The following is a 19365-nucleotide window of genomic DNA, read 5'->3' on the forward strand; positions in this document are numbered from 1 at the left end:
AGATCACTTGACCGCAAATTCAGCATGCGAACCAGTGTTCGACATGAAGTCCATCGATGTCACATTCGGCGGCATCGTGGCCCTCTCCGACGTCAGCCTCGACGTCCGGCCAGGCGAGGTCCTCGGAGTGATCGGCCCGAACGGAGCAGGTAAGACGACCCTGTTCAACGTCGCGTGTGGACTTGTCCGACCACAGGCAGGCACCATCACCCGAAACGGGAGGCCGCTCACACGCCTGACCCCCCACCATCTGCCTGGCTTGGGGATGAGCCGGACCCTCCAAGGGCTCGGACTCTTCGACCGGATGACGGTCCTCGACAACGTCATGATCGGCGCCGACCGCACCGCCCACGCCGGATTTCTCTCCGGCATCCTCGGACTACCCCGAAGCTCACGCGACGACGCCGCGGTGCGCGCCACCGCCATGTCCACGCTCGAAGAACTGCGTATCGACTCCTACGCTCACCGATTTCCGCCGAGCCTGCCCTACGCAGTGCGCAAACGGGTTGCTCTGGCCCGCGCTCTTGTCAGCGCGCCGTCCCTACTCCTCCTCGACGAGCCTGCATCAGGCCTGTCCTCGGACGAAATGGACGAACTCGCAACACTCATCCGCTCACTTGCGGGCGGCGAATTCGCGAGCACTTCGATCCTGCTCGTGGAACATCACATGGATCTCGTCATGAGCGTCTGTGACCGAATCTTCGTACTCGACTTCGGCAAGGTCATCGCACAGGGCACACCCGAAGACGTACGCGAGGATCCGGCCGTCCTTGCCGCCTATCTGGGAAACGAAGTGACACATGAAAACTGACACCCTGCAGCTGGAAATCACCGACCTCACCGTGCACTACGGTCCGGTCAAGGCTCTCGACTCGGTATCTATGTCCATCCGCGCAGGCACCGTCACCGCGGTCCTCGGCGCGAACGGTGCAGGCAAGACGACTCTCCTCCGGGCCATCTCAGGTCTGCTGCATCCCACCTCGGGAAGTATCACGATGGCTGGGGGAGAACTCGTCGGGGTCGCACCGGATCGCATGTCGCGCAAAGGACTCGCCCACGTCCCCGAGGGTCGCGGCGTCATCGCCGAGCTGACCGTGGAGGAGAACCTCCGCCTCGGCGCAATGGGCCGCAACAAAAGCCACGACGCGGTCACCCTGGATCGGATCTACACGATGTTCCCACCGCTCGACACGAGGCGATCCTTGTCCGCACACACGTTGTCCGGTGGTGAACGCCAGATGCTCGTCATCGGCCGAGCGCTCATGGCGACCCCGACGGTACTACTGCTCGACGAACCCTCGTTGGGTCTCGCACCGAAAGTGATCGCCCAGATCTTCGAGACACTGCGGATGCTCGTCGAAACCGAGTCCATGACAGTGGTTCTCGTAGAACAGAACGCACGCAGCGCCCTGTCGATCGCCGAGCATGCAGTCGTACTCGACCTCGGCACGGTTGCCGTCGAAGGGTCCGCCGACATCCTGGCCGACGACGACGCTCTCCGCCACGCCTACCTCGGATTCTGACGAGCCGAAAGGAACCCCACCGACGTGCAGCAACTGCTCACCATCCTCCTGAACGGGGTGACGACCGGCATGATCTATGCCGCGTTCGCTCTTGCCCTGGTTCTCATCTGGCGCTCGACGCGCATCGTGAATTTCGCGCAGGCACCCATGGCCATGATCACCACCTACGTCGCTCTCGTCGTCATCGACGCCGGCTACTCCTACTGGATCGGATTCGGCGTCGCGCTTCTCAGCGGGCTGATACTGGGCGCGTTGATCGAACGCCTGGTCATTCGGTTCGTCGACACGTCTTCGCACATCAATCCGATCATCCTCACCCTCGGGTTGTTCATCATCATTCACGCGACCGCCGCCATCGTCTTCGGCAACCAATTCCGTTCTTTTCCAGCACCTTTCGGACTCTCGGGCCGAATGATCGGTGACCTCAACGTCGCTCTCACGGGATACGACATCTTCAAGATCGTCGCCGTGCTGGTCGTACTCGGACTACTCGTACTACTCTTTCGCTTCACCGACCTCGGCCTCAAGATGCGTGCGAGCGCCTTCGAGCAGGAAGTGGCCAAACTGCTCGGCGTCCGCGTCAGCAGAATGCTCACCCTCGGCTGGGCGCTCGCCGCCGTCGTAGGCTCACTGGCCGGCCTGCTCATCGCAGGCGGATCACTGGTCCACCCCGGTTACATGGATTCCATCGTCGTATTCGGCTTCGTCGCAGCCGTTCTCGGCGGACTCGACTCCCCCGGCGGTGCAGTCGTCGGCGGCCTCATGATGGGAATCGGCCTCAGCCTCGTCAGCGGCTACCTCGGCCAGGACCTCGTATCCACTGCAGCCCTGGTGATACTGATCGTCGTCCTGCTGCTGAAGCCGAGCGGACTGTTCGCTCACGCCACGGCAAGAAGGGTTTGACATGAGCGCACCCGCGAAAGATCGAGCCAACCCTGCGCCGAAACCAACACCACCACTGTGGACCCGAGTGATATCGACCCCGGTCCGTCGTCACATACTCTGTGCCGTACTCGCTCTCGTGGTGATCGTGCTCGTGATGGAAAGCATCAGCACCTTCCGGCAGAGCCAACTGACCTCGGTGGCATACCTCGCCATCGCTGCAGGCGGCCTCACCATCCTGACCGGCATCAACGGTCAACTCTCCCTCGGCCACGGCGCATTCATGGCAGTCGGCGCGTATACGGCCGCACTGATGTTGCGGGCCCAGGACTCCGGATGGACCGTCCCGTTGGTCTTGCTCGCCGCAACGGTGGTGACCTCCATCGTCGGCGTCATCGTCGGCATCGCGGCCGCACGCTTGCACGGCCCCTATCTGGCGGGAGCGACACTCGCACTCGCCGTCGCAGTTCCCGGCCTTGCCCTTTACTTCTCCGAATACCTCGGCGGCGAACAAGGTCTCGTGATCCCGGTGCCGAAAGTACCCACACTGCTCGACGACGCGATGTTCTTCCTGACCGGAAACGAGCTCAGCGGAACGAAATTCGTGTCCTACATCAGCTGGGTACTTCTCGTAATCGTCTTCGCACTGTTGGCCAATGTCGCTTCGAGCCGCACCGGGCGACGCTGGCGAGCCGTACGTGACGACGAAGTCGCCGCCGAACTCGCAGGCATAAACCTGGGCCGCGCCCGAATCCTCGCCTTCGTCGTCAGCGCAGCCTGCGCAGGCGCCGCCGGAGCCGTACTGGCAATGGCGTCGAGAATCGCAGCACCGAGCGGGTTCACGCTGACACTGTCCCTGACACTGCTCTCCGCCGTCGTGATCGGCGGGCTCGGATCACTGTCCGGTGCCCTCATCGGCGCCCTACTGCTGACCTACATCCCACCGGTGGTCACCAATCTCGGTCTCGATGCCGGCCTCAGCAGCCTGCAGTCCGCAGAACTCGCACCGCTCGTGACCGGAGTCTTCACCGTCCTGGTCATCCTGTTCGCGCCATCCGGGCTGATGGGCATCATCCGCAACCGGCGTCTGAAAAGAAAAGGGGAGAAATGAAAAGATCCACAACGCTGGCGGTGCGCGTCACCGCCGTCGCGGCCGTCGTGTCCTTGGCTGCATCGTGTGGCGCAGGCGGACGTGACGAGGCCACCGAGACCACCGAAGGCTCGACGGTCGGAATCTCCGACACTTCGGTGAAGATCGGTGCCCACTTTCCGTTGACCGGCGTCGCAGCCCCGGGATACAGCGAAATCCCTACCGGTGCAAAGGCTTACTTCGACTACGTCAACGCCGCCGGCGGTGTGAACGGACGCCAGATCGAGTACGTGGTGCGCGATGACTCGTACGATCCGACCACCACCACACAAGTAGTCAACGAACTGGTACTCCAGGATGAAGTGTTCGCCGTCGTCGGTGGACTGGGCACCGCAACGCACAGCGCGGTCATCGACTTCCTCAACGAGGAGGGCGTACCCGACCTCTTCGTATCCTCGGGCGCCATCATGTGGGGCAACGATCCCGAGAAATACCCGAACACCTTCGGCTGGCAACCCGACTACCAGGTCGAAGGCAAGATCATCGGCGACTGGGTTGCGAAAAACCGCCCCGATGCCAAGATCGGCCTGTTCCTGCAGGACGACGACCTCGGCCGAGACAGCGAGGAAGCCGTCCGCCAGTACCTGGACGATCAGATCGTCGAGGTCGTTCGCTACACCTCCGGCAACACCGACGTCGCCCCACAGATCGCGGCATTGCAAGGCGCAGGCGCCGATCTGATCCTCGGCTTCAACGTACCGTCCTACACCGCTTTGAGCCAGCTCACCTCGATGCGGCTCAACTACACACCCGAGTGGTTCTACAGCTCCATCGGCTCCGACGTCGATCTCGTCGGATCGTTGCTGGGACGCTTCTCGCAAGGCGCCGTCTCCGAGGGCAGCCAGTCCCTCGAAGGCATGCTCTCACTCGAATACATCCCCGGCATCGACTCGAAGGACAACGAGTGGACGAAGCTGTGGAACAAAGTGTGGGCCGAGAACGGCACCGGCGAACCACTGACCAACTATCGGGTCTACGGCCTGAGCCAGGCCTACGCGTTCGTCACGGCATTGCAGGCAGCGGGAGAAAACCCGACACGCGAAGGCATCGTCGACGCAATCCAAGCCGGCGGAATGGACTTCGAGGGACCACAACTCGCACCGTTCCGCTACTCCGAGGACAGTCATCTCGGAATCTCGGGTGCCAGCATCTACCAGATAAAGAACGGTGTTCCCGAGTACCTGACGCCGGTCATGCAGACGGACATCGGTGACTCACCCGTAGTCGAGTACGAGGGCGAAGAGTCCACGCCACCGGAAAGTGGTATCCCGGAGTAGTACTTTTCAGGCCTTGCTATAACGATCGGCAGATCCGTCAACCCCTCGTGTGACAGATCTGCCGATCGTTCCCCCGTTGATCGAGTGCTTGTTCAGCGCTCGATGATTGCGGTGACGCCTTGGCCGCCGGCGGCACAGATGGAGATCAGGCCACGGCCCGAACCCTTCTCCGCGAGCATCTTGGCCAGCGAGGCGACGATACGGCCACCGGTAGCAGCGAACGGGTGGCCCGCCGCGAGCGAGGAACCGTTGACGTTGAGCTTGCTGCGATCGATGGAACCGAGCGCACCGTCCAAGCCGAGACGCTCCTTGCAATACTCCTCGCTCTCGAACGCCTGCAGCGTCGCGAGCACGACGGATGCGAACGCCTCGTGAATCTCGTAGTAATCGAAGTCTTGAAGTGTAAGCCCGTTACGGGCCAGTAGGCGCGGAATTGCGTACGTCGGGGCCATCAACAGGCCGTCCGTATACGAACCGTTGCCGTGGATGTAGTCCACGGCGGCAGTTTCCGAATCCACCAGGTGCGCGAGAACCGGCAAGTTGCGCTCTGCGGCCCACTCGTCCGTCGACAGCAACGCCGCCGAAGCGCCGTCGGTGAGAGGCGTCGAGTTGCCGGCCGTCATGGTCGCGTCACCCAGCTTGGTCCCGAAGACCGGCTTCAGCGTCGAGAGCTTCTCCACGGTTGATCCCGGCCGTAGGTTGTCATCGCGGGTGAGACCGAGGAATGGCGTCACCAGGTCGTCGAAGAAGCCACGGTCGTAGGCGGCAGCCATGTTCTGGTGGCTCGCGGCAGCCAGTTCGTCCTGGTCCTCGCGGCGGATGCCGAATTCCTTCGACGTTATCGCCGCATGGTCACCCATGGACATGCCGGTACGCGGCTCTCCGTTGCGAGGGATCTCGATCCCCAGCATGGACGGTCGAACGTTGCCGAGAAGTTTGAGTCGATCGGTGGCCGACTTCGCGCGGTTGAGCGAAAGCAAGAACTCGCGCAGGTCGTCGCCGACGGCGATGGGTGCATCGGAGGTGGTGTCGACGCCGCCGCCGATACCGGAATCGATACGACCGGCCGCGATGGCATCACCGACGGCCACGATCGTCTGCAGACCCGTCCCGCATGCCTGCTGCAGGTCGTAGGCGGGGGTATACGGACTCAGCGCGCTACCGAGAACGGTTTCGCGAGTGAGATTGAAATCCCGGCTGTGCTTGAGTACCGCGCCCGCAGCGACGAGGCCGAGACGCTCGCCTTGCAGATTGAACCTGCTGACCAGGCCGTCGATAGTTGCGGTGAGCATGTCCTGGTTGGACGCCCGCGCATACTTCTTGTCCGAGCGAGCAAACGGAATGCGGTTGCCACCGACGATTGCGACCGGTCGTAGTTGCTTGCTTGTCACTTGTGGTCTCCCAACATCCGGAAAGAAAAAGGCCTTGGTGGAGTTTCATCTTACTGGCGAGTAAGTTGGTTGTCGACACCCGGTCGTGCGCTTTGCACCCGTGTGTGCGCCTTTCACCGGGCGTGCACGTGGGACCGCGAAGGCGCCAAGTGAAAGGTAGGACAAGTGGCAGCCACCAAGGGAGCCCCAGACCTCTACTCAACGTTCTTGGCGTCCGCGCCTGGAGCATTCATCGCCAAGCAGGCAGGACTGCCGCAGCCCGAGAAGCTGCGTCGGTACAAGGCAGGCGAACCGCCCCTGGCCGGACCCGTCCTGATCGGCGGCAACGGCCGACTCGTCGAGCCACTGCGCGAACTGCTCTCCGACTACCCGCAGGCGCAGGCGAACGACGCCAAATACGGCGCGCTGGTCTTCGACGCCACCGGCATCGGTAACGTCGCAGAGCTCGAGCAGCTCTTCCAGTTCTTCCAGCCCGTCATCCGCAACCTCGCGCCTTCGGCGCGCGTCGTCGTCATCGGCACTACGCCGGAGAAGACGGCAAACGTCGACGAGCACATCGCCCAGCGGGCCCTCGAAGGCTTCACCCGCAGCGTCGGCAAAGAGGTCAAGCGCGGCGCGACGGCTCAGCTGGTCTACATCTCCCCCGACGCATCGACCGGGCTCTCCGGACTCGAATCCACCCTGCGCTTCCTCCTGTCCGCCAAGTCGGCCTTCGTCGACGGCCAGGTCATCGTCGTCGGCGACGCCGATTCCACCGCACCTGCATCCTGGGACAAGCCGCTTGCCGGCAAGGTCGCAGTAGTTACCGGTGCGGCCCGCGGCATCGGTGCCACCATCGCCGAGGTGCTGGCGCGCGACGGCGCACACGTCATCGCAGCAGACATCCCCGCCGCCGGTGAGGCGTTGTCCGAGACCGCCAACAAGGTCGGCGGCACCTCACTCGCACTCGACGTCACCGCACCCGATGCCGCCGAGGTGCTCGCCAAGCACCTCCTCGAGCGTCACGGCGGCGCCGATATCATCGTCCACAACGCCGGCATCACCCGCGACAAGACACTCGCCAACATGGACGAGAGTCGCTGGAACTCGGTCATCGGCGTGAATCTGGCTGCGCCACAGCGCATCACCGATCACCTGGTGAAGGTCGGTGCACTCAAGGAAGGCGGCCGCGTCGTCGATGTCTCTTCCATCGCAGGCATCGCCGGTAACCGCGGCCAGACAAACTACGGCACGTCCAAGGCGGGCGTCATCGGCCTCGTCCAGGCGTCGGCCCCCGTTCTCGCGGCCAAGTCGATCACCATCAACGCCGTCGCACCCGGATTCATCGAAACCGCGATGACCGCCGCCATCCCCTTCGCCACCCGCGAGGCCGGCCGACGCATGAGCTCGCTGCTGCAGGGCGGCCAGACCGTCGACGTCGCAGAACTGGTGTCCTACTTCGCTTCTCCCGCATCGAACGCCGTCACCGGGCAGATCGTCCGCGTCTGCGGTCAGAGCCTCCTCGGCGCATGAGCGTCGTCGAGCTCTCGGAGCAGCCCAAGATTTCGGAAATCTATACCGCGGCGGCGCGTAGTGCCTTGCCGTTCTTCGGCGCGAAGTCGTCTTCGGTGCCGTCCACCGAGTTCGAGCTCCGCGGCCTGAGGGTCGATCTCGACAATCTCGCCGATTACTGCAAGGCCACCGGATTGCGCTTCGGTGACATCCTGCCCATCACGTATCCGTTCACGCTCGTCTTCCCGACGGTCATGAAACTGATGGTGTCCAAGGGCTTTCCGTTCGCGGCGATCGGTTCGGTGCATGCGGAGAACGTTATCGAGGCGCTTCGGCCGATCTCTGCCTCGGAGCCACTGGACGTTCGTGTGCACGCGGAGAACCTGCGCGAGCACCGCAAGGGACTACTGGTCGACCTGATCAGCGAAGTAAGCGTCGGACGCGAGCTCGTCTGGAGGCAGACCTCGAGCTTCCTGAGCCTGCAGAAGACCTCACTGTCCGGCGAACTCCGTGAAGCCCCGCCTGCCGACGAGGTGCCACCGCCCCCGACGCGGACACTTCGAGTCGATCAGAAGACGATCAGCAAGTATGCGTCGATATCGGGTGATCGCAATCCGATTCACGTATCCACGCTCGGTGCTAAGGCATTCGGCTTCCCGAAGACCATCGCGCATGGAATGTGGAGCGCGGCTGCAGCATTGCAGATAGTCGAGGGCCGAATTCCCGAGAAGGTCACTTACAGCGTCAGTTTCGGCAAGCCGATCGTGCTGCCCGCAACCGTGAACCTGTATGCCGAATCCGTCGGCACCGGTTGGGACCTCTCGCTTTTGAACCCCAAGAAGGGGTACCCGCACCTCACCGCCACGTTGCGGTAACCGAAGCAGCCCCTACGTCAGCCGAACGTAGGGGCTGTTTCATGCCCAAGCGTTCGTACACGAAGCGCAGGTCCTACGCGTTGGTTGCGGACTTCTTACCCGCCAGACCTCGCCATGCGAGGTTCTCGAGCAGATCGGCAGCCGCGTCGACCTCGATCTCACCGCCGGCGACACGATCGGCTACTGCCTCACCCGCGCCCACCAACGCCACTGCCATCAGCGTGTAGTTCTGACCCTCGTCCGGATCCTTCGTGCTCATCTCCAGCAGACCCGCCGTCAGCTCGATGAGTCGATCTCGGCTGGTCTGTACCTGCGAAGCAAAGGCGGTCTGACCGATCGCCTGCCGGTAGAGCACCATCCAGGACTTCCGGTGATCTCCGACGAAACCGAGAAACCCGAGCAATGCGCGACGCAGTTGCTCGCGAGGTGTCAGCGTCGGATCCGCGGCCGGAGTCATGGCCTCGACGAATTTGACGCCTTCGCGATGGATACACGCGGCGAACAGTTCGTCTTTCGACCCGTAGTAGAGGTAGAGCATGGGCTTGGAAATCGACGCCCTCTTCGCAATCGCGTCCATCGAAGTTTCATGGAAACCGTTGTCGGAGAACACATCCACTGCCGCGTCGAGCATCTGCTGCTCACGGACGGCGCGGGGCAATCGTTTGGTGCCGCCAGCCATGTGTCCTCCAAACCAAGGTCGAAGCAGGGTCGAAGCAGGGTCGAACAAACAAAGGTAGAACCACTGATCTTACTCCACGGTAAGAATGGCTGCGTCGCTTCTGCCGTGAAGCTAGCAGGCACCCTTGAACCGAGCGACCGTGGCTGCAGACGCGTCGACCTGCGGTGCGGGCAATCTTCCGGTGGCAACCGCATTCTCCAAATTGTCCAGCACCTGAGGGACGTCGTCGGTGGTCAGCCACAGCGCGATGTCAGCACCCGCGACCAGTGCCGCCTCGACGGCCGCCACGATACCGAGCCTGTCGGTGATCGCAGCCATGCCGGAAAGATCGTCGGTGAAAATCGGCCCCGTGAACGGGCTCGCGCCGTAACCGACACCGTCGCGCAGCAGTGCCATCGCTGCCGGGCTGATACTCGCAGGCACTCCAGGATCGGTCAGTCCCGGTACATCCAGATGGCCGACCATGATGCCGACGCCGGTCTGCGACAGTGCGGTGTACGGAACGAGATCGGACTGCTGCAGCTGATCGAGCGGAGGCGTCGTAACCTCGCCCGTGTGCGAATCGCCGGAGCCGGATCCGTGCCCGGGAAAGTGCTTGAGGACAGGCCCGATTCCGGCATCACGGAGCCCCTGAGCGTAGGCGCCCGCATACGCGATCACCTCGTTCGGATCGGAAGAGTACGACCGATCGCCGATCACCGAGTCGTCCGGCTGACTACTGACATCGACCACCGGTGCGTAGTCGACGGTGACGCCGAGATCCTGCAGACCACGCCCCCGTTCGAGCGCCATGCGATAGGTCTCGTCCACCGACATCGTCCGGGCAGTCTCGCGTGCGGATGGATCGCTTCCCAACAGATCCTCCACCCGCGACACTCGACCGCCCTCTTCGTCGATGGTCACCATCGGCGGCACGGCCGCGGCCGCAGCGATCCGGGGCACCTCGCGGTTCGACAGCGTTTGCGAATCCGTCCAGCTACCGATGAAGATGCCGCCGACCTGCTCCGTCGCCACTATGTTCACCGCGTCCTCGGTACCGGTGACCCCGACCGTCAGTAGTTGCGCGAGGCGCTGACGCTCGGTCAACGACCCGACGAACGCCGCACAACGATCAGGCGGCGGCGCGGGCGTCGTAGCTTCCGTAGTGGCCTCAGGGGACACCGAGGTGACGGACGGTGCAGCTACGGACTCCGGTTCCGCGTCGGTTCCGCAACCGGCGGTGAAACCGACCCCCAGCACCAACAGAGCGATGGGCACAAGCGAGCGGAACTTCATCATGGTTCTTTACGGTAGCCGAGGTGGCCGTAGCGCCGCGATCGGCGACCTCGACGCGATAGCCTTCGAACACAAGCTCACCAGGAGGAGACGGATGCCTGCAGATCTGATACTCATCGCCTACGACGGCTCGGACAACGCCAAACGAGCCATCGATTACGCCGGCCGATTTCTGATGACGAAGCGTGCCATCGTCGTCACCGCGTGGGAGCCGATGGTTCGACAAGCGGCACGCATGTCCGGACTCTCCGGCGTCATGCAACCTGAATGGGTAGCCGACGACGAAACCGAGGACGTGGCACTGACCGACGCGAAAGCCATCAACGAAGCGGGCGTTCGACTCGCCGGTGAAGCCGGACTCGAAGTGGAGGGGCACTGCGCCGAATGCACGACGGCCATCTGGAGCGCCATCGTGGAGAAAGCCGACGATCTCGACGTGGACATCATCGTCACCGGAACCCGTGGCACCACAGGCCTTCGTTCGCTGCTCCAGAGTTCGGTGGCAGATCATGTGCTGCGCCACAGTCACCGGCCGGTGCTGATAGTCCCGCCCGGCAGGTAACCGCGAGTGCGTCACAGCATCATGGCCATCGGGTGATACCTTTAGCGGCGCACGGGGGAAAGTCGCCGTCATTGATGCCTGCCGACGAAAGTGGAGACCGAGATGAAGTTTGCTGTCCCGGGAATTGTTGCTGCAGTAGTCGGCGCTGTATTGGGCGCCGGCGTCGTGTTCGGGGTGACTGCGGCAGCATCGGACAACACTCGTCCCGAGATCGACCGCACCGGCAACGCCGACTCGTCGTTGCTCAATCAGGTTGAGTACGGCAGCCGCTGACGCTGCTGGAACGATCTCGTCCGAGCGATTCGGACGTAAGTGGCTGGTCGGGGTCTCCGCTCTAGCGTTTCTCGTTTCGTTCCTGCAGATCCCCGGCTACACAGTCGCGGATACGAAGTACGACCTCTCCCAGAATCCGCTGGGATTTCTTGCGCGCGCTTCACACCAGTGGACGAGCCAAGCGTCCCTCGGTCAGGTGCAGAACCAGGCCTACGGATACTTCTTCCCACATGGCACATTCTTTGCGCTCGGTGACATTCTCGCGATTCCGCCGTGGATAACCCAGCGTATCTGGTGGGCGTTGCTGTTGATCGCCGGATTCTGGGGAATCATTCGGTTGGCCGAAGCATTGGGAATCGGCTCCCGTAGCTCACGGCTCATCGCTGCATTCGCATTCGCTCTGTCCCCGCGCGTCATCACCACTCTCGCGTCGATCTCCTCCGAGACGATGCCGATGATGCTGGCACCGTGGGTACTGATTCCCGTGGTGCGCGCATTCAGCGGAAGCGGCTCCGACGCAACACGATCGAGCGGCCAGTGGGGCGGGCCTCGAACCCTCGCGGCGCAATCCGCGTGCGCCGTCGCATTGATGGGCGCCGTCAACGCCGTCGCGACGGCCGCCGCCTGCCTCGTCGCGGTGATCTGGTTGCTGTGCCACCGACCGAACCGGGCGTGGGCCGTGTTCGCCGCCTGGTGGGTGGGCTTCGGCATCCTTGCCACCCTGTGGTGGATCGTCCCGCTACTCCTCCTCGGACGCGTGAGCCCACCGTTCCTCGACTACATCGAATCCTCCGGAACCACGACACAATGGGCCTCGCTCGCCGAGATCCTCCGCGGGACCAGCAGTTGGACACCGTTCGTCTCCCCTGAGCGCGTGGCGGGTGCCATCCTGGTCACCCAACCGGCCGCCGTCATCGCCACCGGGGTCATCGCTGCCGCCGGAGTGGCCGGCCTCGCGATGCGCACGATGCCCGCCCGCGGGCGCCTGACAGTGGTACTGCTCGTCGGAATAGTAGGGCTCACAGCCGGCTACGTCGGCGATCTGAGTTCCCCCTTCGCCGAGTCCGTGCGCCTGTTCCTCGACACCGCGGGCGCCCCGCTGCGCAACGTGCACAAGCTCGAGCCCCTCATTCGAATACCGTTGGTGCTCGGGCTCGCTCACCTTCTTGCCAAGGTGCCGCTCCCCGGATCGGTACCTGCGGCCCGATGGCGAGCGGCGATCGCCCATCCCGAACGCGACAAGATGGTGGCCGTCGCCGGGCTGGTGCTCGTCGGCTTGACCTTCTCCACCTCGCTCGCCTGGACCGGCAAACTCGCGCCCCGCGGCGCCTACGAGGCCATCCCCGAATACTGGCACGACGCGGCCGACTGGCTTACCGACCATGCTTCGGGCTCCTCCCCCGACGGTTCGGACGCTCAGCGCGCCCTCGTCGTCCCCGGTGCACCGTTCGCCCTCCAGACGTGGGGCCTGACCCGCGACGAACCACTCCAAGCTCTTGCCACGACGCCATGGGCGGTGCGCGACGCAGTCCCGCTGACTCCGCCAGGAGCTATCCGCGCACTCGATTCCGTGCAGCGTCTCATCGCGGATGGCCGCCCGTCCGCCGGGCTTGCCGATACCCTTCTGGGCCAGGGGATCAGCTACGTGGTGGTGCGCAACGATCTCGATGCGGAGACCTCGCGTTCCACGCGACCGGTGCAGGTTCACAGTGCTCTCGACGGCTCACCGGGCCTGACGCGTGTCGCCCAGTTCGGTGAGGACATCGCCCCGGGCACCGTGGACGGCATCACCATCGACGGTGACCTGCGGCCGTCTTACCCCGCCGTCGAGATTTACGAGGTCGAAAACCCAACCGCCATACCGGCATCCGGCCCGTACACAGTCGACTTGAATCGAGTTCCCTTCGTGCAGGGCGGGCCGGAGTCGGTGGCACGTATGAACGAGCAGCGCCGAAACGGTGCCCCGGACCCAGTGCCCGCTGGACCTATCGTCCTGGCCTCCGACGCAGCGGCGGCCGGGATACCGGTGGACAAGGTGACCGTCACCGATACGCCGATGAATCGAGAGACCGACTACGGTCAGGTCGATTTCCACAGCTCCGCGCTGCGTTCGAGCGAAGAACCACGAAGATCACTCAATGCCGTTTCCGATTATCCGGTGTACGGCGCCGCTACGGTCGACGGCGAATGGGAGGGCGCGCGCATCACCGCATCGAGTTCGGCATCGGATTCGACGCAGATCGGTGGAACGGCCCCCGGCAGCAGTGTCGCGGCAGTCGTGGACGGCGATCTTGCGACGAGTTGGGTATCCAACGGCATCGAAAATGCACTGGGCCAATGGCTTCAACTCGACTTCGACACTCCGGTCGACCAAGGACTGCTACATCTGCGCACCAGCCCGGGGACTATTGGGGACCCGGTCAAGTGGATCGAGATCACCACTCCCAACGGCAGTACCGCGGCGCGAATCGACAAGGCCGGAGAGCCGATGACGGTGTCACTGCCCGGCGGTTCGACGCCGTGGGTGCGCATCACCGCCAAGTCCACGGTGGACGGTACCAGCGGAAGCCAGTTCGGGATCAGCGAACTCTCCGTCGAAGACTACTCCAACCGCGAAGCGCCACAGCAGGTATCGATCGTGCACCGCGCGGTACTGCCGCCCGTCACTACTGGCGCCGACGTGCAGGGCTGGGAACTGAGCCAGGAGTTCCCAGGCCGTACGGGATGTATCGACACCACGGATCGAATTCGCTGCAGCAGCGGATTGTCCCTCCCGCCTGAGGAACTCGGACGCTTCTCTCGCACCCTGTCGGTACCCATGGGCACTGCGGTACTGCCCGAGTTGATGCTACGAACCAGGCAGAGCCCCGAACTCGAATCTCTCCTCTCGCAGCCCGGTCGCCCCGTGGCCACCGCTGCCTCGGACGTCGGCGATCTACACGGCTCGGCATTCGCCGTCACCGACGGTGACGACAGGACCTCGTGGACCGCGCCCACCAAGAGCATCGAGAAGCAAGCGGGTACGCAACCCACCCTGACGGTGAATCTTCCCGAACCCACCCTCGTCGACGGCCTCACCCTATCCCCCAGCCTGGGTGATCTACCTGCTCACCCGACGAAGGTCGCGGTCGATTTGGGCGATGGACCGATGGTCCGTGACATCGACGGCCCCACCACGATCGAGCTGAGCCCGCGTGTCACAGACCGGATCGTCATCTCGATTATCGACTGGGATGACCTGCTGGACAAGAACTCTCTAGGCTTCGTGCTGCCGTCGCCTCCAGGTCTGGCCGAGGTGAAAGTACTGTCCGGTGGCACGGTTCTGGGCGGCGCACTCGACGCGAACCGGATAGTTACTGTCGGCTGCGACCGTGGCCCAATCCTTTCGATCGCCGGACAGACCGTGCGCGCATCGGTGACCGCAACCGTCGACACATTCCGAGCGGGCGAACCGCTGAAGGCGACGCTGTGCGAGGGGATATTCCCGGTGGAGACCGATGCCCTCAACCCGATTGCCCTTCCGGCGGGCGAACAGGATGTCGTCGTGGATCCGGGCGCCGCATTCTTCGTCGACGGAATGCGATTGCGCACCATGCCCGTTCCCGCTGCCAGCGCGACGAGTTCTTCACCCGTCAGTGCCGACACGACCGCCTGGAGTTCGGACCATCGCGAGATCGAGGTATCGGCTCGCGGCACCGACCAACTCCTCGTCGTACCGGAGAGCAACAATTCCGGTTGGCACGCAACGTCTCCCGACGGCACCCCCTTGACACCGATCACCGTGAACGGTTGGCAGCAAGGATGGGTGATCCCGGCGGGTGTCGACGGAACCGTCGCACTCGACTACCCGAGCAATACGTGGTACCGACTCGGCATCTTCGGCGGACTACTCCTGCTGATCCCGTTGGCATTCTTCGCTTTCCGCGCCGGCCCACGCCGCGCCGGTGCGCCGCCACGGCCCTGGAACCGGTCGATCGTAGGCGTGATCGCACTCCTCGCCGCCGCAATCGTCATCGCCGGCATCACCGGAGCCGTCGTGGCCGTGGCCCTCTGGGTCGGTACTGTGGCGCTCCAACGGCGGTACGGCACCACCGTCGCAGCTCGGGTGCTGGTGTCCATCGCCGGTATCGGTACGTTGACAGCTATGGCACTGCTTTCACGCGGGCCGTGGCGATCCCCGGAGGGTTATATCGGGCACGTCTATCTGGTGCAGTTCGCCGCCCTCGTCGCCGTACTCGCGCTCGCCGTGGCCGTCACTGCCGAGAACGACTGAACCGCCTGCGCATCGGATCCTCCACCAGCGCATAGCTCGCGGCCGCGACGGGAATCGACAAGGCCACCGTCACGCACAGGACGAGCCAGAAATGGCCCTGGAACGGCGCGACGCCGAAGACGGGGAACACCATGGCGAGCACCGCCAGATGCCAGATGAAGATGCCGTAGGACCATCGGCCCAACGCCAACATCACCGGATGCTCCAGCACGCGGTGGTGCCGGTGGTCGTCGGCGAGCACGAGTGGGGCCAACAGTGCGAATGCGAGTACCGAGCCGAGCACGATCTTGACTTCGTACTGCCACGGCTCGGGCCGAACGAGCCCCTGGGGTCCGGCGAGTGGCGTCGCGGACAATGCGAAGGCGAGCAGAGCAATGGCACCGACGATGCGACGGTGCGAGCACAGCCGGTGCACCCAGGTGATGGGTCCGACGGAAATTTCGGCGAGCACCATGCCCGCGGCGAACCACGGGATATAACCGGGGAGCCAGTTGTCGTGATGGGTGTTCGGGGCTGCTACGACCGGCAGAAATGCCCAACTCAGACTGATCGCCGAGACCACAGCGAGCACCGGAATCCGAAGATGCGCCGCCGAACCCCGCAGTTTCACCATCGCGAAGGCAGCAAGCGGCAGCAGCAGATAGAACGCCACTTCCACCGACAGACTCCACATCTGCGTCATGCCCTCGGTCAACGTAAGAGGCACGAATACCTGCGTCAGCGACAAGTTGGCCAACCAGACGCGGTAGTCACCGCCTGCACCGGGGAGAAAGAGCAGAACGAGCACGACCACTACCCAGTACGCAGGCACGATGCGAAGGACACGAGAGTAGAAGTACCGGCCCGCCGACTGTGCACAACCGACCCCACGTGCCTGCGCCGCATGCGGACGCCACAGCAAGAACCCCGACAGGGCGAAGAAAATGGCGACCGTGAGATCGAATCGGCCCCAGATCCGCCCCATCACGGGCGAACTCGCGGCACCGGTTTGAAAGGCCACGTGCGTGACGATGATGCCGAGGGCCGCAAACGCGCGCATGCCCTCGAGCGAGGGGATGAACCCACGCAGCGGCACGACGGCTCGCGAGAGGGTCTCGGTCGATGTGCTCATGATCGAACCAGTGAATCATTCCAGATGGCCCGAGCGCGAAAGTCGACCGTCATCGGGCGTGCCCGCGCCCGCAATGGCGTATCACTGTTACTCTCACCACCGACGTGGCGGTCCAATCGGACACTCCAGGTCGGGGGGGATCACACACCTCGATCTGTCGGGGGTGGAAAATGGCACGCCGAGAAAACGACTAAGGAGATTCTCACATGGCGGAGCGCTCAGGGCCGAGCCGGATCGTTGCCCTTGTACTCATCGGTTTGGGCGCTTTCCTGTTGGTAGCGGCCATATTGATTCCGACGTACACGGTGTCACGGCTGGAAAAGACGCCCCTAGATCTAGAGGTCACCACGATCTCGACTGGAACGGGCAGCGTACTCAATTCTGCATCACTGGCAGCGGGACGCGCCGTCGTCGACCAGAACGTTCCATTGGTATCGCAGCGCTTCGTCACCGTCGAGGATCCCTCCGGCGCAAACGAGATCACGGTGCAGGCCGGACAGACACTGCTTCGCAGTGACAAGCAGGGCGAATCCGGTCTGCTCACCGCAAGCGTCGACCGCGTGACGCTCGACCGCGTCAGCTCGATGCCGGTCGAGAACCCGGTCGGGACCATCCAGTTGCAGGCCGACAAGCCTGCCGAGGAAGTGCCGCACACCGGCCTGCAGTACAAGTTCCCGTTCAACGCCGAGAAGAAGAGCTACCCGTACTTCGATGTCAATGCCCGTGAATCGAAGGACATCGACTTCGTCGAAGAGACCGAGATCAACGGCACCACGGTCTACAAGTTCGAGCAGCAGGTCGGCCCCGTCGACTTGTCTTCGGTAGTGAACCTTCCCACCAACAAGCTCACCCTGCCTGCCGCCACCTGGGGCGTCGAAGGTGGAGACGCACCGGTCACGATGACTCGCTGGTACGAGAACACGCGCACCCTGTTCGTCGAGCCCGAAACCGGCGTTGTCGTCAAGGGCGGCGAGGATATTCACCAGTACTACTCGCGCACTGCAGGCACCGCCGAGGTCGAGGTCTTGAAGGCACCGATCGATTTCGACGAGAACACCGTCGAGTTCCAGATCCAGCAGGCCAAGGACGGCATGGACAGGTTGTCGTTGTTCGGACGCACCGTTCCGATCGTTCTCGGCATCCTCGGTGTCATCGCACTGATCGCCGGCATCCTCCTCGGACTCCGTAACGGCGGACCTCGTCAGCCTGCACGCACCGGTGGACCGCAGCACAACGACGGTGGCGGTGCCGCTCCCACCGAGCCCCGCAATCGTGACTGGACGACGGATCAGACCGAGGTCATCCCGCGTACCAACCTCGCGAAAGAGTAAGAGCTTCCACCGCAGATGAGCGGAAGTACAGCCTCTCCGGCTGTACTTCCGCTCATTTTTTTGTGCTCAACTGCGTGAAGAGCTCAAGGCGACTGCGCTGACCACCGCAGCACATACAGCAGCCACCGACGCCGCGACGATGACGAACTGCAGCGGCGTCGCGGCCACGAAGAACAGCAGCACAACTTCGACGGCCAAGCCGATCCACGCAACGATGGCGAGCTGGGTCCTCTCACCGGCGATCGCCCACAACAGTCCGCTCTGCAACAGCGCCAGGCATGCACCCTGCAGCGCAAAGATCCAAAGGTAGCTCTGCACAGGCGCATAACCTTCGCCGACGATCGACGGCAGCAGCGGCGCCACCAGCGCAGCGCCGAGAACCAACACGGCCCCTATCGCGGCGACGACGGCCATTGCCGAGCGAACAGCCTTGAAAGATTCTGCTGGATTCGCCATCCGCGGATAGAGAACCACTCCCACAGCCTGCGGCAGCCAGAACGCAGCTTTGGTAGCCACTGCGCCGAGCGCATACAAACCCGCCTGCTCCGCACTCAACAGCGCGGCCGCTATCACCAGGTCGAGCGCAGAGAGGCCGATGAGCGCCAACTGCACCTGTGACGCCCGCAGAACCGTGCCGACGGTCAGCGGGGAACGTACTGCATCACCCTCCCTCGTCGCGCTCGCGATCCTTGCCCCGACAGCAACCACTGCAGTCCCGATGGCGCTGGCGGCCAACACAATTCCGGGACCACCACCCGCTGTGAGCACCGCAACAGCGGGGATCACCTTGCCGAACCCTGCGGCAGCAAGGACAGCACCGAGCCGACCGAACTGTCCGGACCCTTGCAACAGACCCTGTTCCGTCCCGAGCAGCACGAGCACCGGTGCCACGACGAGCGCCGACGCTGTTGCCAGCACTCCGGTACCGAGCACGACGGCCACCACCGGCGCCAACGCCGACGCGAGAATCGCGACCACCCCGGCACACCGATAGCCGAGCTTTCTGAGTTCGGCAGTGCCACGCCCGCGCGCTACTTCACGAGCGACGACGGACTGCAAAGCCAACGCCGGGACAGCGAGAACAAGTTGAGCAGCAAGCAGACTCGCGAACTCGCCGTACCCCTCGACGCCGAGAAATCGACTAGCGGGCAGATGCAGAAGATACGACGCGGCATTGGCCGTCATCGAACCAACCGTCACCAGAGTCATCCCGGCGAGCGCCGACGTACTTGCAGTGCGGTTCGGCATGGGAACACGGTATAGGGTGCCGAG

Annotated in this window: 16 protein-coding genes; 11 read left to right on the plus strand and 5 right to left on the minus strand. The window is 63.7% G+C overall.

The window, feature by feature from the left end:
• Positions 1 to 7: 7 nt before the first annotated feature.
• Genes BJI47_RS18250 through BJI47_RS18270 form a run of 5 tightly spaced genes read left to right on the plus strand, consistent with a single transcriptional unit; the run spans position 8 to position 4832 of the window.
• Positions 8 to 811 carry an ABC transporter ATP-binding protein gene (locus BJI47_RS18250; RefSeq protein ID WP_254900681.1) on the plus strand — a complete coding sequence of 268 codons (804 nt, stop codon included), beginning with the start codon at positions 8 to 10 and terminating at the stop codon, positions 809 to 811.
• A complete protein-coding gene (locus BJI47_RS18255) occupies positions 801 to 1523 on the plus strand; it encodes an ABC transporter ATP-binding protein (RefSeq protein ID WP_088945064.1) in 723 nt (240 codons plus the stop codon). The genes BJI47_RS18250 and BJI47_RS18255 overlap by 11 nt, the downstream gene beginning before the upstream one ends.
• A gap of 24 nt (positions 1524 to 1547) precedes the next feature.
• Positions 1548 to 2426 carry a branched-chain amino acid ABC transporter permease gene (locus BJI47_RS18260; protein ID WP_088945065.1) on the plus strand — a complete coding sequence of 293 codons (879 nt, stop codon included), beginning with the start codon at positions 1548 to 1550 and terminating at the stop codon, positions 2424 to 2426.
• 1 nt (position 2427) lies between these two features.
• A complete protein-coding gene (locus BJI47_RS18265) occupies positions 2428 to 3516 on the plus strand; it encodes a branched-chain amino acid ABC transporter permease (protein WP_088945066.1) in 1089 nt (362 codons plus the stop codon).
• On the plus strand, positions 3513 to 4832 hold the full coding sequence (locus BJI47_RS18270) for an ABC transporter substrate-binding protein (RefSeq protein WP_088945067.1): 1320 nt from the start codon (positions 3513 to 3515) through the stop codon (positions 4830 to 4832). The genes BJI47_RS18265 and BJI47_RS18270 overlap by 4 nt, the downstream gene beginning before the upstream one ends.
• A 92-nt stretch (positions 4833 to 4924) precedes the next feature.
• Here BJI47_RS18270 and BJI47_RS18275 read toward each other — a convergent pair whose 3' ends face one another.
• Positions 4925 to 6223 (minus strand): acetyl-CoA C-acetyltransferase, encoded by a 1299-nt coding sequence (locus BJI47_RS18275; protein WP_088945068.1) that lies wholly within the window; start codon positions 6221 to 6223, stop codon positions 4925 to 4927.
• A 165-nt stretch (positions 6224 to 6388) separates the two neighbouring features.
• On the opposite strand from BJI47_RS18275, the gene BJI47_RS18280 reads away from it, so the two are divergent.
• Together BJI47_RS18280 and BJI47_RS18285 are read left to right on the plus strand one after the other, a co-directional pair.
• Positions 6389 to 7735: a 3-oxoacyl-ACP reductase gene (locus BJI47_RS18280; protein WP_088945069.1), complete on the plus strand. Its 1347-nt coding sequence runs from the start codon at positions 6389 to 6391 to the stop codon at positions 7733 to 7735.
• Positions 7732 to 8589, plus strand: coding sequence for a MaoC/PaaZ C-terminal domain-containing protein (locus BJI47_RS18285; protein WP_088945070.1), 858 nt, complete (start codon positions 7732 to 7734; stop codon positions 8587 to 8589). Before BJI47_RS18280 ends, BJI47_RS18285 begins: the two co-directional genes overlap by 4 nt.
• 73 nt (positions 8590 to 8662) lie before the next feature.
• Here the strand turns inward: BJI47_RS18285 and BJI47_RS18290 are convergent, their stop codons facing one another.
• Entirely contained in the window at positions 8663 to 9268 is a 606-nt protein-coding gene (locus BJI47_RS18290) for a TetR/AcrR family transcriptional regulator (protein WP_084347308.1), read from the minus strand.
• Between the two features lie 111 nt (positions 9269 to 9379).
• Positions 9380 to 10546, minus strand: coding sequence for a glycoside hydrolase family 3 N-terminal domain-containing protein (locus BJI47_RS18295; RefSeq protein ID WP_088945071.1), 1167 nt, complete (start codon positions 10544 to 10546; stop codon positions 9380 to 9382).
• A gap of 91 nt (positions 10547 to 10637) precedes the next feature.
• Here BJI47_RS18295 and BJI47_RS18300 point away from each other — a divergent pair, with 91 nt between their 5' ends.
• The 3 genes from BJI47_RS18300 to BJI47_RS18310 all read left to right on the plus strand — a co-directional run bounded on the left by BJI47_RS18300 (position 10638) and on the right by BJI47_RS18310 (position 15651).
• Entirely contained in the window at positions 10638 to 11105 is a 468-nt protein-coding gene (locus tag BJI47_RS18300; RefSeq protein WP_088945072.1) for a universal stress protein, read from the plus strand.
• 102 nt (positions 11106 to 11207) lie between these two features.
• Complete coding sequence (locus BJI47_RS18305; RefSeq protein WP_084347479.1) at positions 11208 to 11378, plus strand: DUF2613 domain-containing protein; 171 nt, start codon at positions 11208 to 11210, stop codon at positions 11376 to 11378.
• On the plus strand, positions 11359 to 15651 hold the full coding sequence (locus tag BJI47_RS18310; protein ID WP_088945073.1) for an alpha-(1->3)-arabinofuranosyltransferase: 4293 nt from the start codon (positions 11359 to 11361) through the stop codon (positions 15649 to 15651). Before BJI47_RS18305 ends, BJI47_RS18310 begins: the two co-directional genes overlap by 20 nt.
• On the opposite strand, the gene BJI47_RS18315 is transcribed toward BJI47_RS18310, so the two are convergent.
• Positions 15632 to 16762: an acyltransferase gene (locus tag BJI47_RS18315; protein ID WP_088945074.1), complete on the minus strand. Its 1131-nt coding sequence runs from the start codon at positions 16760 to 16762 to the stop codon at positions 15632 to 15634. The genes BJI47_RS18310 and BJI47_RS18315 overlap by 20 nt on opposite strands.
• A 206-nt stretch (positions 16763 to 16968) precedes the next feature.
• Between BJI47_RS18315 and BJI47_RS18320 the strand changes: the two genes are divergently transcribed.
• A complete protein-coding gene (locus tag BJI47_RS18320; RefSeq protein ID WP_088945075.1) occupies positions 16969 to 18093 on the plus strand; it encodes a DUF3068 domain-containing protein in 1125 nt (374 codons plus the stop codon).
• Between the two features lie 66 nt (positions 18094 to 18159).
• Here BJI47_RS18320 and BJI47_RS18325 read toward each other — a convergent pair whose 3' ends face one another.
• Positions 18160 to 19341 carry a polysaccharide biosynthesis protein gene (locus tag BJI47_RS18325; protein ID WP_176224950.1) on the minus strand — a complete coding sequence of 394 codons (1182 nt, stop codon included), beginning with the start codon at positions 19339 to 19341 and terminating at the stop codon, positions 18160 to 18162.
• Positions 19342 to 19365: the final 24 nt, after the last annotated feature.

The sequence above is a fragment of the Rhodococcus sp. 1168 genome (genome assembly GCF_002091955.1).
Classification (GTDB): Bacteria; Actinomycetota; Actinomycetes; order Mycobacteriales; family Mycobacteriaceae; genus Rhodococcoides.

Excerpts from the sequence above, each read along its gene's own strand:
- BJI47_RS18255 (WP_088945064.1), top strand. The coding sequence starts at position 801 with ATGAAAACTGACACCCTGCAGCTGGAAATCACCGACCTCACCGTGCAC.
- BJI47_RS18265 (WP_088945066.1), top strand. The coding sequence starts at position 2,428 with ATGAGCGCACCCGCGAAAGATCGAGCCAACCCTGCGCCGAAACCAACA.
- BJI47_RS18270 (WP_088945067.1), top strand. The coding sequence starts at position 3,513 with ATGAAAAGATCCACAACGCTGGCGGTGCGCGTCACCGCCGTCGCGGCC.
- BJI47_RS18285 (WP_088945070.1), top strand. The coding sequence starts at position 7,732 with ATGAGCGTCGTCGAGCTCTCGGAGCAGCCCAAGATTTCGGAAATCTAT.
- BJI47_RS18290 (WP_084347308.1), bottom strand. The coding sequence starts at position 9,268 with ATGGCTGGCGGCACCAAACGATTGCCCCGCGCCGTCCGTGAGCAGCAG.
- BJI47_RS18295 (WP_088945071.1), bottom strand. The coding sequence starts at position 10,546 with ATGATGAAGTTCCGCTCGCTTGTGCCCATCGCTCTGTTGGTGCTGGGG.
- BJI47_RS18300 (WP_088945072.1), top strand. The coding sequence starts at position 10,638 with ATGCCTGCAGATCTGATACTCATCGCCTACGACGGCTCGGACAACGCC.
- BJI47_RS18305 (WP_084347479.1), top strand. The coding sequence starts at position 11,208 with ATGAAGTTTGCTGTCCCGGGAATTGTTGCTGCAGTAGTCGGCGCTGTA.
- BJI47_RS18315 (WP_088945074.1), bottom strand. The coding sequence starts at position 16,762 with ATGAGCACATCGACCGAGACCCTCTCGCGAGCCGTCGTGCCGCTGCGT.
- BJI47_RS18320 (WP_088945075.1), top strand. The coding sequence starts at position 16,969 with ATGGCGGAGCGCTCAGGGCCGAGCCGGATCGTTGCCCTTGTACTCATC.
- BJI47_RS18325 (WP_176224950.1), bottom strand. The coding sequence starts at position 19,341 with ATGCCGAACCGCACTGCAAGTACGTCGGCGCTCGCCGGGATGACTCTG.